The sequence below is a fragment of the Pedobacter ghigonis genome (assembly GCF_903166585.1).
Classification (GTDB): Bacteria; Bacteroidota; Bacteroidia; order Sphingobacteriales; family Sphingobacteriaceae; genus Pedobacter; species Pedobacter ghigonis.
The window spans coordinates 212000-227075 of the sequence record NZ_CAESCM010000011.1; the positions used below are offsets into that span (position 1 = coordinate 212000).

The 15076-nt window shown below is 41.3% G+C and carries 11 protein-coding genes and 1 riboswitch; of the genes, 3 read left to right on the top strand and 8 right to left on the bottom strand.

Going from position 1 to position 15076, the window contains the following annotated elements:
• The first annotated feature begins 1 nt into the window (after position 1).
• A complete protein-coding gene (locus HWV58_RS16920; protein WP_175635219.1) occupies positions 2–511 on the top strand; it encodes a molybdopterin-binding protein in 510 nt (169 codons plus the stop codon).
• A gap of 133 nt (positions 512–644) precedes the next feature.
• Here HWV58_RS16920 and HWV58_RS16925 read toward each other — a convergent pair whose 3' ends face one another.
• The 6 genes from HWV58_RS16925 to HWV58_RS16950 form a co-directional block, all read right to left on the bottom strand.
• Positions 645–1334 carry a hypothetical protein gene (locus HWV58_RS16925; RefSeq protein WP_175635220.1) on the bottom strand — a complete coding sequence of 230 codons (690 nt, stop codon included), beginning with the start codon at positions 1332–1334 and terminating at the stop codon, positions 645–647.
• A gap of 43 nt (positions 1335–1377) precedes the next feature.
• Positions 1378–1809: a hypothetical protein gene (locus tag HWV58_RS16930; protein WP_175635221.1), complete on the bottom strand. Its 432-nt coding sequence runs from the start codon at positions 1807–1809 to the stop codon at positions 1378–1380.
• A 14-nt stretch (positions 1810–1823) separates the two neighbouring features.
• The gene (locus HWV58_RS16935; RefSeq protein ID WP_175635222.1) at positions 1824–3272 is read right to left on the bottom strand and encodes a RagB/SusD family nutrient uptake outer membrane protein; all 1449 of its coding nucleotides are present in this window, start codon (positions 3270–3272) and stop codon (positions 1824–1826) included.
• A gap of 11 nt (positions 3273–3283) precedes the next feature.
• A complete protein-coding gene (locus HWV58_RS16940; protein ID WP_175635223.1) occupies positions 3284–6274 on the bottom strand; it encodes a SusC/RagA family TonB-linked outer membrane protein in 2991 nt (996 codons plus the stop codon).
• 399 nt (positions 6275–6673) lie between these two features.
• Entirely contained in the window at positions 6674–7801 is a 1128-nt protein-coding gene (locus tag HWV58_RS16945) for a TlpA disulfide reductase family protein (protein WP_175635224.1), read from the bottom strand.
• A gap of 41 nt (positions 7802–7842) precedes the next feature.
• Positions 7843–8997: a cysteine desulfurase family protein gene (locus tag HWV58_RS16950; protein WP_175635225.1), complete on the bottom strand. Its 1155-nt coding sequence runs from the start codon at positions 8995–8997 to the stop codon at positions 7843–7845.
• Between the two features lie 49 nt (positions 8998–9046).
• A riboswitch (SAM riboswitch) is annotated at positions 9047–9143 on the bottom strand.
• A gap of 180 nt (positions 9144–9323) precedes the next feature.
• Here HWV58_RS16950 and HWV58_RS16955 point away from each other — a divergent pair.
• Entirely contained in the window at positions 9324–10211 is an 888-nt protein-coding gene (locus HWV58_RS16955; RefSeq protein ID WP_175635226.1) for a winged helix-turn-helix domain-containing protein, read from the top strand.
• Between the two features lie 54 nt (positions 10212–10265).
• On the opposite strand, the gene HWV58_RS16960 is transcribed toward HWV58_RS16955, so the two are convergent.
• Both HWV58_RS16960 and HWV58_RS16965 read right to left on the bottom strand, forming a co-directional pair.
• The gene (locus HWV58_RS16960; RefSeq protein WP_175635227.1) at positions 10266–11243 is read right to left on the bottom strand and encodes a family 43 glycosylhydrolase; all 978 of its coding nucleotides are present in this window, start codon (positions 11241–11243) and stop codon (positions 10266–10268) included.
• 30 nt (positions 11244–11273) lie between these two features.
• A complete protein-coding gene (locus HWV58_RS16965; RefSeq protein WP_175635228.1) occupies positions 11274–13304 on the bottom strand; it encodes a beta-L-arabinofuranosidase domain-containing protein in 2031 nt (676 codons plus the stop codon).
• 347 nt (positions 13305–13651) lie between these two features.
• On the opposite strand from HWV58_RS16965, the gene HWV58_RS16970 reads away from it, so the two are divergent.
• Positions 13652–14818, top strand: a complete 1167-nt coding sequence (locus tag HWV58_RS16970; RefSeq protein ID WP_175635229.1) for a DUF4185 domain-containing protein — start codon at positions 13652–13654, stop codon at positions 14816–14818.
• The last annotated feature ends 258 nt before the right edge of the window (positions 14819–15076 follow it).

A 15076-nucleotide genomic window follows, 5' to 3' on the forward strand; every position in this document is an offset into this window, starting at 1 on the left:
CATGAAAACAAAAAAAGCTTTCCTGTTAACTACCATCCTAAGCACCTTATTTTTTTTCGCCTGCTTACCTGCCAATGCCCAGGTTAAAACAGCCTCGGCTATTATTAAAGGAGAGGTTAAATCGGAGCTCATCCTTACTCCGGCAGATGTAGATAAGCTGCCCAAAACTTCGCTGAGCCAAAAAGACCGTGCAGACCAGGAACATACCTATATAGGTGTTGAACTGGGGCTTGTTCTTAAAAATGCCGGGGTTACACTCGACGAAGAGCTGAAAGGCGAAAACCTCACCAAATATCTGCTGGTTGAGGCCAGCGATGGTTACCAGGTTCTTTTTTCGCTGGCTGAAATTGATCCAGCCTTTACTTCCCGGAAAATTATACTGGCCAATAGAAAAGATGGCGCATTGCTTTCTGCCGATGAAGGTCCTTTCCACCTCATCATCGAGGGAGAAAAAAGAAAGCCTAGAAATGCCCGCCAAATAGTATCGTTAACTATAAAATTTGCGAATTAGTCATTTTTTTTGAAGAGCGGAACGTCCTATCCAGGTACGTTCCGCTAACTAACCAAATATAAATGAGCAAATCTTTGAGTTTTTTCAACATGGCAATCCGGTACCAACTACCTGGCTGTCGAAATCTATCTCATTATTTTTTAAAATTTGAACCAATAGCTATCAGCAATTTAATGATATCACCTTCGTTTCTAAGGTTTAGCTTTTGAACTGCTATTTGTTGTTTTAAAGCATCGGTTTTTTCGCCAAAAACGCTTAAAACAGACTTTTGGTTTTTAGAAACTTCGGCTATATTTCCATTTCGAACAATAAAATAAAATACTTTCTCTTTTATTTCGCTTCCCTTCGAAGCCGAATTATAGTCAGATTTTTCAACGATGTATTTATTTACCTTCTTCAGGAATTTAAGGTCTCTGTCTAAAAGCACTTCATAGTAAGTTGCGGTACTAAAGCTGGCTATTTGGGGATAACCCTTTTTAAATGTTCTTTTAATATCCTTTTCTCCAAGTTTATCTTTTACAATAACCGAATCGATTTGCCCGCTTGCCCCCCTTATTTCTCCATCAGTATGCTTAAACAGCAAAAGCTGGTCTATTGCATCAAAATTCAGGGGCAAATCCTTAATGCTATTCTCTCCGTGGCGAAAAATCTCTCCTTTTAAAAATTCGGGAAACAGGAATGCCGTACCAGTAATTTCTCCTTCATTTTTAACCTGATAAACTTTACCACTAACATCCTGTACCGACTGGGCAAAGAGCGCAGCGGTGTAGCTATATGCTGTAACTAAGGTTAACAGCATCGCTTTGATCAAAAATCTTTTCATGGTTTGGTTATAAGCCGGCAGCAATAACAGCTGCCGGCAGTTGTTATTGAAGCGTTATGGTTGACGTTTTATAATTTGCACTTACAGGCAGCGCACCATCTTTAAGCGTTAGTATTAACTTTTTAGCGGTTGCCAGGTTAGCCGGAATAGCCGTAAGCACAATTTGAGCCGAACTGCTGTTTGCAGGTATGGTAATTTTCCCTGCAGTACCCGATGCGGTGTAATGCGTGCCTGCCACAGCAGTACTGGCGCGATCTACCGCATACTCTACACTTAAATCGGCATCCCTTTGCGGTCCAACCAGCTGCACCAGAATGGTCACACTACCAGGAGCAGCCACCGTTCCTTTTGCCAGCGTTGCAGTAATCGGTTTAAATTCTACCTGTGAAGGCTGATCGTATTCTACCCGGTATTTTTTGCAGCTCAAAAGAAAAAGCAGCAATATTAAAAGGGCCGGAAATTGTATTCTTTTCATATTGTTAATCATTTTTAATAACCTGGATTTTTGATAAGATTTGGATTTACACTTAAGTCTGACTGCGGTATTGGTGCCAGTATCCTGTAATCCGTATTGTAAGCAATTGGGGCAATAGCACCCAGTGCACTCGATTTCGGCACATCGAGGCCAAGACGTACCAAATCAAACCACCGGTCGCCTTCAAAAGCAAGTTCAATTCTTCTTTCCTTTAAAATTGCAGCGATTGAAACGGGTACACTCGTTAAGCCGGCCCTGGTGCGGATTTTGTCCAAATCGCTTTGCGCTGTTGCTCCAGTAGCGGTACCTGCCCTGAAATTAGCTTCTGCCCTGATGAGGTATAACTCTGAAATCCGCAGCAATGGAATGTTCTGTAAAAAATTAACACCATTGGTTGGCACCCACTTGCGCACATAATTAACGGTTACATTACTTTTCTTGCCGGTTGTAATTGTTCCCCTCCTTACATCGCCAGTTTCGTATAAAGCCAGCAACTCTGGTGTCGGTGTAAAATCCCCGTAACCAACTTTCGTTTCGCTGTTGTTATCGAAAGCTGTCTGGTCCTGGCGTTTACCGTAATCAGCCGGGAACTGGGCATAATACGACTGCAAAGATTCGTTAATGTTCGATTGCTCTGAAGTGATTACAATGTTGAATATGGCCTCCGGATTATTGTCGGCATAAAAGCTCGAAGTATAGGCTGCATTGGTAACAAAAGTAGAACCTGCTGTAGCAATTGCCTTATCGGCATAGGTGGCAGATTCGGCATATTTGCCCCAGTACAAATATACTTTTGACAAAATGGCCTGAGCCACCGTTTTGGTTACATAACGGTTTCCTGCCGAATTATCAAGCAAGCCTTCTGCCGCCAGAAGATCGGTTTCAACTTGTTTATAAACTTCTTCAACCGTATTTCTGGCCGGAAAAGCGACATCAGCCAGTGTGGCTGTAGGTTTTAAAACCAGGGGTACGCCCTTGTTAAATCCGTTAACAATAAATTGTGGGTTGTAACCGTAAAGCTTTACCAAATCCCAGTAAAACAAGGCACGAAGACCATAAGCCTGACCCAAAATTTTATTCTTTTCGGCCTGGCTTCCGGCAACATTACCCGCAGCTTCGATAACCAGGTTTGCCTGGTTAATACCCGAGGTGTATAAGCCCCAAAGACTCATGTGGGTACCTGGCGCATTTATTGAATTGGTAATTAAGCGATTGGAATTAAGCCCCGGAATAGGATAAATGTTATCTGCCATAATATCCGGATTGATTTTAAACGACTGGCCGTAATAACCGGTTCCCCTTAAGTTGCTGTAAACGGTATTAAGCAAACTGCTTACTCCGGTAATATTGGTTAGCGCCTGCGAAGATGCTATAGAATCTTTCGGAGCAGTTTCAAGCGTTTTTTTACAAGCCGAAAGCCCAAAAAGTGTAAGGAGGATAAATGTATATGTGTATTTTTTCATTTTGATATTTTTTACAGTCCAATTTGGAAGCCAAGGGTATAAGTTCTTGCCTGTGGCACCCCACCATTATCAGATAATACAGTTTCAGGATCGATACCGGTGTACTTGGTCCAGGTTAACAGATTGGTTGCTGTTGCATAGAGCAATACATTGTTAAGCCTGGCTTTGGAAATTAAAGCTTTAGGGAATTTGTAAGATAACCTTACCTCTTTTAGCCTGAGGTAATCTCCGGGTTTATACCATTGCGTTGATGAAGTACTGTAAGCACTCGAAGCCACGCCGCCACTCACATAATTACCACCTGTATAGGCTTGTGGAATATCAGTAAGCTGCCCTGGGCTGGTCCATCTTCTCAATACATCAGTGCTTCGGTTCGATGCATTTGCATAACTATCGAGGAAGTTTTTGTTCTGATCGAACAGTAAGAAGCCGGTGGCATACTGAAAGAAAACATCCAGACCAATACCCTCGTAAGAGAAATTATTGGTGAAACCGCCAAAATATTTCTGCTGTGAATCGCCGATAATCTTCCTGTCGTTGGTGGTTAGGTTGTAGGTAAGATTATTATTGGCATCTAACCAGAGCGGTCTTCCATCAGCCGGATTTACCCCGGCATACTGATAAGATAAAATCCGGGTTACCGAATTACCAACCAACTGAAACCTCGGGTCAAGATCATCCGTTATCAGCTGAAGTACTTTATTCTTATTGTATGAAATATTGAATGAAGTATTCCATTTAAATTTCCCTGTTAAGTTTTCAGAATTAACCTGGAATTCGAAACCCCTGTTTTGCATTTTACCAGCATTATCGCTAACACCACTGTAACCGCTTGTACTTGGCAGTGTTCGGGTTAAGAGTAGGTTTTTATTCAGTTTATTGTAGAATTCGGCCGTAAAGCTTAACCTGTTGTTAAATAATGAAACATCCGTACCTAAATTGAGCGTATAACTGTCTTCCCAGGTCAGCTCTACGTTTGGCAAACCTCCCGGCGAAATACCGCCTATTCCGTTGTAGCCTGAATTGGATGCAAAAGTTGAAAGGGAAGCAAAATTACCAATGCCCGAGTTACCCACTTTTCCATAACTGGTTCTGATTTTCCAGTCGTTAAGCCATTTAACATCTTTCAGGAAATTCTCTCTCGAAAGCCTCCAGGTTAATGAACCCGAACCAAAGAGCCCGAATTTCTGGTTTTCACCAAATCTCGAGTTTCCATCATACCGAATGGTTCCGTTAATGATGTACTTATCGTCGAAGGCATACTCGCCACGTGCAAAGTAGCCCAGGTTTTTAAATTCGGTAAATCCGGATGAGATGGATGCCAAAACAGTCCCCCCGTTCAGCGTTCTGAACAAATAGTTCGGAAATCCGGTTTTTTGGGTGGTAACGGTATTGTTAACCTGATGACGATATTCGAAACCTGCCAATCCTGAAACCTTATGTTTGGTGCCAAATAAATGGCTGTAATTTAAAGTGGCGTTGGTTTGATAATTTTTAAATTCGGTATCGAGGAAGGTGTAGCGGCCATTGGGTGCAGCGCCATCTCTTGTTCGCGGGTCCTGAAAACGGTCTTCTTTGATATCACCATAATCAATTGATCCGGTAACCCTAAATTTCAGATCGTCGATGATTTTGTAGTTTAAGGCAAAAATCCCCTGCAACTGGTTGGTAGTTCCTTTATTGATATCGTAATTAGCCGATTTTATAGGATTAGTAGCTACAGCACCCAGCAAGGGCTCGTTATAATCGCCACTGGCAGTGTAAACCGCTTGTGTAGGAATCAGGAAATTAGAACCAAATGAAGGATTTGCAAATGTAGAGCCGCTAAGCGTTCCGTTTTGGGTAAAGGTGCTCAAATTGATATTGGCCTCGAGCGAGAGTTTGTTGTTTACATTATGCTCGAGGTTACTTTTAAATGTACCACGTTTAAAATCCTGTTGTATTTGCTGGCCTTTTTGGTCAAATAAGCCTGCCGAGATGTAAAATTTCGTTTTGGCATCGCCTCCCCTGGCTGTTAGCTGGTAGTTTTGGGTGTGACCTTTACGGTAGGCCGCATCATACCAGCTGTAAGTTGGCGCTGCAGCCGGATCGGCACCAAAAACGGTTTTAATACCCGATGGGCCAATAACCTGCGCACTGTTGGCACCGTAGCGGTTAACGTACTCTTCCGTATAAACCGACAGCCATTCTGGACCGTTTAGTACGTCTAAGCGGTCTACCTCTTCAGCATAACCAAAATAACTGCTGAAATCGAATTCGGTTTTCCCTGCTTTACCACGTTTAGTGGTGATAATAACCACACCATTGGCAGCCTGCGAACCATAGATGGATGCCGATGAAGCATCTTTTAAAACGTCAATCGTTTCAATATCATCGGGATTAATGTTACTGAGGATATTCGATGTTGATAAGCTCCGCGATAAATCTCCGGAGTTTACCTGAATGCCATCAACAATGTACAATGGAGCCGTACTGGCGTTAAAAGAACCCGTACCACGGATTAAAACACTTACGGAAGAGCCGGGTGTACCTGAGTTGGTATTTACACGCACACCAGGTAAGGTACCCTGCATCGCTCTGTCGAAACTGACCAAAGGAACTTTTTCGATCTCTTTTGAAGAAATACTGGATACGGCTCCGGTAATATCTCTTTTTTTAATGGTTTGCCCAAAACCGGTTACCACGACTTCATCTAAACCTGTTGCATCCGATTTTAAAGTGGCGTTGATTACCCCTCTGGCATTGATATTTTCGCGGATAGTAGCGAAACCTAGAAAGCTGAATTCGATAAATTTAGCAGATTGTGGAACGGCAATGGAGTATTTACCGTTTGCATCGGTTTGTGCGCCGACTCCTGTTCCCGGGATCCGGATAGAGACGGCCGGGATTGGAAGACCGTCTTCTGCTGCAACAACTCTCCCGGTAATCACTTTATTTTGTGAAAACACCGGAAAGGTTATGGCAAGGCATAGTATAATAAGCGAAAGTAATTTTCGTTTCATTTCGTTTAAGGAGATTAATAATGATTAGTGATGCCAAACGGCATGTATATTTTATCCGCCAAAGCAGATTTTAACACCTGTTAGTTAAACCTTTAATGTTAAAATGTGTCAAAAAAATTTGGCGTAAATGTGTGTATAGCGCATAGCTCTGCAGATTGAGAACATATTTCGCTAATAAGTTGCAGAAACAACTAAATGATTAGGATATTTTCATTATATTCGATTTTTAAGTGGTTAAATATTAATTCAGCATTAGTTGTCACATACCGTGATAAATCACTTATTCAGGGGCGGCCTCAATCGCCCCTGTTTTTTTATCCGGTAAACTTTTACGCACTTTGCGCAAAAGATGGTTTGGTAATTTTCGGTTCTGTTTTTTATAAATTTTAGTTAAAGTTCTTATTTGGTTTTAGCATCAAGCAACGAAGCTAATTTTTCTTTTAAGGCTTCGCCACGAAGTCCTTTTGCAACAATTTTTCCGTTTGGATCGATCAGGAAATTGGCCGGAATGGAGCGAATACCGTATTGTTTAGCTACAGCATTATCCCAGAATTTTAAGTCAGAAACATGTGTCCAGGTAAGTTTATCATCGGCAATAGCCTTTAACCAGGCCTCTTTTTTACCAGGCTGATCTAAAGAAACCCCTAAAATGGTAAAGCCTTTATCTTTGTATTGGTTATAAGCAGCTACCACATTCGGATTCTCTTGTCTGCATGGGCCGCACCACGATGCCCAGAAATCGACCAAAACGTATTTGCCTTTAAAATCTGATAATTTTACAGGCTTGTCGTTCACATCATTTTGTGTAAAATCTATAGCCTGAAGGCCTATTTTTGTACTCTTTACGGCATTGAAATAGGTTGAAATATCTCTGCCGGATTTTGTGTCTTTAATCTGCTGACTCAAACCGGCATAAACCTTTTCGGCCTCAGGTTGTGCAGATTCGCTTGTTGCTATCTGCGATATTGCAGTTAAACTAACATAAGACTGCGGATTTGCGCGTGCGAAATCAACATAAATGGGCTCCAGCGCTTTACTTGCAGCTTCGTAGCGCTTATAAATGGCATCGGTTAAGGTTTTGTCTTTTCGCTGTTCGGCGGTTAATTTGCCAAATTCGCCGTTTATTGCAGCCAGCTTATCTTGTACAGGCTTGGTTAAAACCTTAAGTTTTTCGTTATCGTCGTTTACTTTCGATCCGCTGATTGATGCATTTTTTAACGAATCGGCCGATACCAATTGAATATCCGCAGCCTCTAAATAGATGGATAAGAAATCGCGTTTTCCGTTCTTTTCGGCTGGCTTTTTATACACCGAAGCCCTTAACGGATCGGCTATATCGCCCTTAAAAGCAAAAGCACCGTTTTTTAATTCAGTTGAGTCTAAAATCGATTTACCATCTTTCGAATAGCTTAGGTAAATTTTCTCATTCCCCTTATCGCTTTTTAAAGTTCCGTTTAGCGAGAATGGTTTTTGTGCCAATGCGGCCAGCGGTAGTGCAGCAACAGCAAAGAGTAGTGTTTTTTTCATTTTAGATTAATTTTTATTGATGGATGATTAGGGATTATAGTTTAGGCATAAAGCAGGTTTTGCTGTTCCCGGCGGTTACGGTAAAGGCTGTTCAATTGTGAAACCACTTCATCGATTTTCGATCCCGTATTAAACCTGCTGAAAGAAAACCTTATCGTTTCTTCATTTTTACCGTTTCCTAAGGCTTCGATAACATGCGATGAATGATTTGAAGAACAGGCGCTTCCTCCCGAAACAAATATGCCGGCCTTATCTAAAGTTTGCAGCAAATCTGCGCCATCAGGCAGTGCGGGCAAAGAAACACTTAGTACGGTTGATAAGCTTTTATCTGTATGGTCTGAATAACCGTTAAAGCTTATTCCAGCGAGGTTTGTAAGCCCGTTAACAAGGCGTTTTTTAAGCGAATGGATATGTGTTTCGTAAAGGTTCTGGTTATCGTAAGCGTGTTGAAGTGCAGCTGCCATTCCCACAATACCGGCCACATTTTCGGTACCTGCCCGCTTTCCTGATTCCTGCGAACCGCCATTAATAAAGGCGCGCAAATTTGCCGGTTCTTTCGCGTATAAAAAGCCAACGCCTTTCGGACCATGAAACTTATGAGCCGAGCCGACAAGAAAATCGGGTGCCAGCTGGCGGGTATTAATATCGATATGACCGATGGTTTGCACCGTATCGGAGTGGAATATTGCACCATGATGATCGGCCAGATCTGCAATTTCTAAAATGGGATTCAGATTTCCGATTTCGTTATTGCCATGCATTAACGATATCAGTGCAGGCTCACCTTTTTCAAGCAAAGCATCAAGCTCCGTAAGGGATAGCTTTCCTTTGTTATCGTTCTCGAGATATACTAACCGGATTACGCCCCTTTTTTCCAGAGCTTTGAGGGTATTCAAAACGGCATAATGTTCCAGCTTTGATGTGATAACAACCTTAATATCGTGGTTATAAATTGCCGAAAGTATGGCTGTATTATCGCCTTCGGTTCCGCCAGAAGTGAAAAAGATGTTGCCTGGTTCCGTATGCAAATTTTCAGCAATAATTTTCCTCGATTGCTCTACGGCTTCTCTTGCGTAACGCCCTAAAGAATGTGCTGAAGATGGATTTGCAAATGATTCGAAAATAAAAGGTTTCATCGCCGTAAAAACCTCATTGGCAAGCGGGGTTGTAGCTGCATTGTCTAAATAAATGTTCATCTTTCAATTTTAAATCACCAATGCTTATTCAGATTTCCGGAGAAAGTTATTCTTATCTTTCCCTTGCGGGAAGGATTTAGCACCTTATTTGGCAACAGGTTGCTAAGACATCACAGGGCCTTTCCCTCCGTCTTTCTGGATAAGTCAAAAATACATTAACAGCACAAATGTATATAATTTCTATAGATTTTATAGTCTTTTATTCTGAAATAATTTATTAGCCGCTTTTAAGAACAATAATTACAGCGTTATGACATTAACGAACAGCTTTCTGTAGATCAATTAGAAAATAAAAATGTAAACTTTGTAAATAAAATATTTAGACTATGCACCTTATCCGAAATATCCTGCCTGGTAAACTGAAATACCTCTGCGGATTGATACTCCTTTCGTTTATCACAGTAATGTGTATCAGTATGAGCGGAAATGATGATTTTGATATCGCCAGACGGGAAATTTTGCTCCGCAGAATCGGACATGAATTACTCTTGCAGTCGGGCGACAGCGTATCAAGGGTACTTCCGGTACAAAAGATTTCTGAAAACGAATACAGGATCAGGTTTGAGAAAGAACTTACTTTCCGACCAGACTCCCTGGTAAATATTACCTGGCGGTTGTTAGCACAAGATCCACTCACAAGTGATTATGTGGTCACAGTTTTGAAACGCAACAACTCTGGTGTAGCTTATGGATACGCTATCTCTAAAAATAAAAAAAACGACATTATAACATGCAGAGGAAGAACGCAACCCAGGGCACCTTACATGATCAACATCAAATTTAAGCCGGGAGTTATAAATCTTGCCAAGAATGGATACCTGCTGGGTAGCCTGCCATTTTTAGCATTTGTTGGCTTTATTTTTTTGAGATCTGCTAAACCGCAAAGCACTTTACCCGTGGAGGCTAAGCATGCCGATATGATTACTTTAGGAGCGGCATTGTTCGATACGAAGAATAGAAAGTTAATGGTAAACAAACAAGCTATAGACCTTACAGGAACTGAAACCCGTTTGCTGCTCATTTTCGCCTTATCCCCTAACCAAATTATTGAGAGAAGCCGGTTGCAGAAAGAAATTTGGGAAGATGAAGGGGTTATTGTTGGGCGCAGTCTGGATATGTTTATCTCAAAACTTAGAAAGAAACTGGAATTTGATCCGAATATCAAAATTGTTGTTATCCGCAGCAAAGGATACCGGCTCGAAACTAACGCTTAAAAGTTAATCCTCGCAGAACCGGTATGCCATGATGTTTTGACCGATAAAAGGCTATTAGTCCTTTAACAAATAAGGACCCGAAGATTTCCAGCCAATTTTTCTGTTCGAGAGCAACCAGGTACGTCCTTTATCGTTATTGCCTTGATAAAATAAATAGGTTTTACCGTTACTATCTATAAAAATACCCGGGTGACCAGATTCGCTGGCGTTCCATTCACCAGGTTTTCCATTAGTCAGAAAAGGTTTATCACTTAACCTCACCCAGCTAATACCGTCGGTACTTTTAGCTACTCCAATTTGCTGGGGGACATTGTTGTAGCTTCCGGCATAAAACATGTACAGGTATTTGCCTTTCCGAATAACAGATGCTGCTTCTATACATTCTCCTTCCCATTCATACTTAGGCGATAAAATAGCACTATCCACTGCCTGCTTCCAATCGTTTCTATTAAAATTGGTATTACCTGGTGCAACAGCCACTCCCTGTTTTTGTATTTTACCAGCAGCATCGCGGGTAGCAAAATACAGGAAATACTGATTTTTAAACTGATAAACATCGGCATCTATTGCCCTGCCATTTGTCCAGCTTCCTGTTGGATGAAATATCGGGTTGGTTGCATTTCTGGTAAAGATTAAGCCATCATCAGAAAAAGCATGGCAAATGGCATCTTTTTCGAAATTGCCATAAGTTTGATAAAAGATATGCACCTTTCCATTTATTACTTTAGCACAAGGTGCACAAAGTCCTTTGCTTTCATAAACAGCCTCTGGATTAACTTCGCCAATTTTTTTCCAGTGATAAAGATCGCTGCTTTCAGAAATCCCTATTTTCCAGCCATCCATACCATTACCTGTTTTAGGACTTTTAATGGAATAATACATCAGGTATTTACCCTTAAATTTGATTACAGAGGGATCTTTGCTGAAAGGGACACCTGTAGCGGTAGTATCGGCATAATACATTGCCGGATGCTGAGCCCTGGCAATAAGTACGCAAAACAAAATTGAAATGGATAAGATATATTTAAGCATGTTCATTAAAATTTGATTCGGATACTGATCTTATTTAACTACCGGAAAAGCAACAATTCTAACCTTGGTGAAACCAATGGGCACAAGCGTTAAGGTTTCGACTTCGTTATTCACCTCCCCTTTGTATAAGCCCGAGCGGTCGCTCACCGGTTGGCGGGCAACCCCGTCAACTACCTTCCAGTTGGGAATCTTTTTCCCTTTAGCTTTGATTTCGATCGGTGCGCTATTCAAATTCCATACAAACTTTTGAGGCAGTGTTTTAAATGATACCGAAAGATTTTTGGCCGGATCTGCTATGATGCTTTCCAGCAAACCGTAATTCCAGTCGCTTTTAGGGTACACACTAAAATAATCTCCCTCAACATTGTTGTTTCCTTTTTCCCACTTCTCTTCCAGTTTTAGTGCATATACCAGCGGGCCACGTTCAATAGTTCTCGAATTGTGCCCCCAGTTTGATGTAGACATGGTCATTGGCAATTTTAACGTAACCTTATCGCCATTATTCCATTTTTGGTTTAACGATGTTATTGTACCACCTTTTGCCGATTTTACTTCTTTTCCATTCACAAAAATTTTAGCCTCATTACACCAGGCAGGTATTCTTAATTCGAAAGGGAAAGTCACAGTTTTTTTGGTAGAAAATGCGAAGTTGATTTCATCTTCGAAGGGATAACTGGTTTCTTCTTTAACCGTAACTTCCTGACCGTTAACAGTTGTATTAAGCACATTAGGTGCATAAACCAATGCCGCCAGGCCATTCCCCTCTGTTTTATACCATAGGCTCTGGGTATATTTTGTCCATCCCTGGTGCATGTTTGCCAAACAACAGGTATAACCACTTCTCATCCCCAGTACGTTATTCATTTCGCGATCGAAGGGTAGCGAAAAATCAAAAACACCACGGCTGATCTGCACCTGATTAGCCATTTGAAAATACTGTTTATTGTTATAATCGTCGGTTGTTTGAGGAGGAAGGGCATTAAATGTCATGCGTTCTAAAGCATCCATGTAGGTTTCATCGCCGGTAATTTCGATAATTTTTTCGAGCGAATACATGGCCTCTACTGTAGCACAAAGCTCGGTACCCTGTGTAGGCAAATTCCCGTGTAAATCTTCGTCTGCAGAGAAAATCCCCATGGGTAAGCCGTGCAAAGTCATCAAATCCTTAAAGCCTACTTTCAAATCTTTAAGATAGCGGACATCGCCACTGCGTTGATAATCAATTGCAGGGGTTTTGAGTGCCATTGCCACATTTACACCATGCCTGCTCATCCACTGATCGTTATTTTGATAGGTGGCCGCATTAATCACCCAATCTCTGTTACCTAACCAGTTACTCCATTGAAAAGATTGTTTTTGAATCAGCCCGGCTAGTTCAAGCAGCGATTTATCGCCATTAATACCATACAGCCACTGCGCCATCAGCATATTATCATGTCCGCGGGAAGTTGCCCATTCTGTCCAGTTACCAATTTTCACTTTTTTAAGTGCTTCTTTTTGGTAATTAAAATACTTCTCCATAAAAGTAATTACCCTTTTATCGGCAGTTGCGGTGTAATATTGCTGCAGCACTTTTAGCATCACCATTTTTGGCCACCAATCGTCGCCATTTTCAGGGTGTTGAAGCGTAATTTCTTTGCCTTCGCGCTCTGCTTTGGTAATGGCACCGAAATATCCCGATGGACGCTGATTATCCAATACCCAATTAATATATTTAAGTACTTTTTTCTGCAGTGCCGCATCGCCCAACTGGTAAGCCAGCGGAACAGCGCCATCGAGCCAGTAAGGGGTTTCTTCCCACGAATCGCCTTTGCCACCTAACCAGCCATTATCATCTTTAAGCTTACCATAAACTTCATCCAAATGGCCTGTAGTACCTTTCAGCATAATTTCTAACTGATCTTTTAACCAGCCCTGCGGCCTTATTGCGCCCAGGGGTACCGGAATATATTTTGGCTTGATGTAATTATCGGCTTTCTTCTTCGGCGGATCCTCTCCCTGAATTGGTTTAAAGGATAAAAGACCTAAAGAAATAAGAGAAAATGCCAGCTTAAACTTCATTATGATGCGCTTTAGTAATTTGGTTAGCAGCCTTTTTGTGATAAGACCCAACTCAAAGTAAACACTTTAACTTCCTTTTAGCGATACATTCAGTCTCAATTTTTCCACTATCTGTATCAATTTATATCATGTTTATTTCTGACAGTGTTATTTTCTGCGTAATAACTGGAATTAACAGGCATTACCTCACCGCCTCCCTGTGTTGTGATTCATAAGGTAGCGAGAAAGTATAGAGGTTTATCATATCTTTATTGATTGCTTTACCCTAACGATTATGATATTTGTTGATCAGCGATCCGTGAATATTTTTATGCCAGGATAAAGAAAAACACAGTTAAATCTAACCCATGAAAGCTTTTGTATCCCTATTATTGTTAAGTTTTACCGCTTCTATATCGCTACAGGCACAGAGACTGGATAGCATCAGGTTTAAAGTAGCTGCTGCAGCCGAGTGGACCAATCTGTTTAACCGAACGGATGGCTGGTTTGGGGGCGACGGGATTTACAGCATTCCATTAAACGGGAAAGAATCATCACCTCCTAAAGCGAAAAAGACCTTGTTTATTTTTAGCGATAGCATGATCGGAAAGGTAAGCGGCGGCAAAATGGAACCTAAAGCTGTAATGATCCACAATGCGGTTGCGGTGCTAGATGGTAACGAGCCCGATCCCAATAAAATCAGTTTTAGCTGGAAAAAGATCAATCAAAAACCCGAATCTATTTTCGTACCCAAAACACCTTTAACGCAAGCTGGCGACTACTACTGGCTTGGCGATGGTTTTGTAAACCAGGACCTGGATAATGCCACTTTCATTTTCGGTTACCGCATTAAAAGTACAGGCGGAGGTGCTTTTGGCTTTGCCGAAGTAGGCAATACTTTAATTAAAATTAAGGCCGGCGAGGCTTTGCCTCTTCAAAATTACGAACAAAGAGATACGCCTTTTTATCTCGACCAGGATGGTGAAACCGGTTCTTTTGGAGCCGGCATTTATATAAATACGAAGCAGGCAGGCGAAGTAAATGCTGATGGCTACATTTATGTTTATGGTACTTTCGGAAAAACCAAGAAACTTTTGGTTGCCAGGGTGCTACCAAAAGATTTTGAAAACTATAACCAATGGAGTTACTGGGACGGAACCGACTGGCAGGCCGACATTAAAAAATCGGCGGCGGTAACGGATCAGGTGTCAAACGAACTCAGTCTTTCGCAACTGCCTGACGGACGTTACGCGCTGGTATTTCAGCAAAGCGGTATAGGCAGGCACATCTGTATGCAGCTGGGCAAAACACCTTACGGCCCTTTTGGTAAAGTAATTAAGCTGTGGGATACTTCGGAAGCAATTGAATTGAAATCATTTTTTACCTATAATGCAAAAGCACATCCTGGATTATCCAAAAAGGGCGAATTGCTGATTAGTTACAATGTAAACTCATTCAATTTTTTAAAGGATCTGCAAACACATCCCAATCTTTACAGACCAAGGTTTATCAGGGTGAAATTTGAAGGGATGTAAAATGTAAAATATGATGCAGCGCGTGGTCAGGTTATCTCTGAGCCCTAAAAGAGGTGAACAGGGATCAAGCGGAAAAGTTGGGGGTGACGGAATAATTTGTTTCTTTTGTATTTTATAGCAATTACAAATTTCCTTGAATCAGGCCGAACAAACCCTTATCAGTTTTTTATTACCAGAAGGCATTCTGGATTATTTCGAAATACTCAAAGTCGAAAAAGAGCCAAAAGAGCTTCAGATCTATCTTGAAGAAAAGAATAT

Coding starts and splice junctions, on each gene's coding strand:
- HWV58_RS16920 (WP_175635219.1), top strand. CDS start 2: ATGAAAACAAAAAAAGCTTTCCTGTTAACTACCATCCTAAGCACCTTA.
- HWV58_RS16945 (WP_175635224.1), bottom strand. CDS start 7,801: ATGAAAAAAACACTACTCTTTGCTGTTGCTGCACTACCGCTGGCCGCA.
- HWV58_RS16935 (WP_175635222.1), bottom strand. CDS start 3,272: ATGAAAAAATACACATATACATTTATCCTCCTTACACTTTTTGGGCTT.
- HWV58_RS16930 (WP_175635221.1), bottom strand. CDS start 1,809: ATGAAAAGAATACAATTTCCGGCCCTTTTAATATTGCTGCTTTTTCTT.
- HWV58_RS16940 (WP_175635223.1), bottom strand. CDS start 6,274: ATGAAACGAAAATTACTTTCGCTTATTATACTATGCCTTGCCATAACC.
- HWV58_RS16925 (WP_175635220.1), bottom strand. CDS start 1,334: ATGAAAAGATTTTTGATCAAAGCGATGCTGTTAACCTTAGTTACAGCA.
- HWV58_RS16955 (WP_175635226.1), top strand. CDS start 9,324: ATGCACCTTATCCGAAATATCCTGCCTGGTAAACTGAAATACCTCTGC.
- HWV58_RS16965 (WP_175635228.1), bottom strand. CDS start 13,304: ATGAAGTTTAAGCTGGCATTTTCTCTTATTTCTTTAGGTCTTTTATCC.
- HWV58_RS16950 (WP_175635225.1), bottom strand. CDS start 8,997: ATGAACATTTATTTAGACAATGCAGCTACAACCCCGCTTGCCAATGAG.
- HWV58_RS16960 (WP_175635227.1), bottom strand. CDS start 11,243: ATGCTTAAATATATCTTATCCATTTCAATTTTGTTTTGCGTACTTATT.
- HWV58_RS16970 (WP_175635229.1), top strand. CDS start 13,652: ATGAAAGCTTTTGTATCCCTATTATTGTTAAGTTTTACCGCTTCTATA.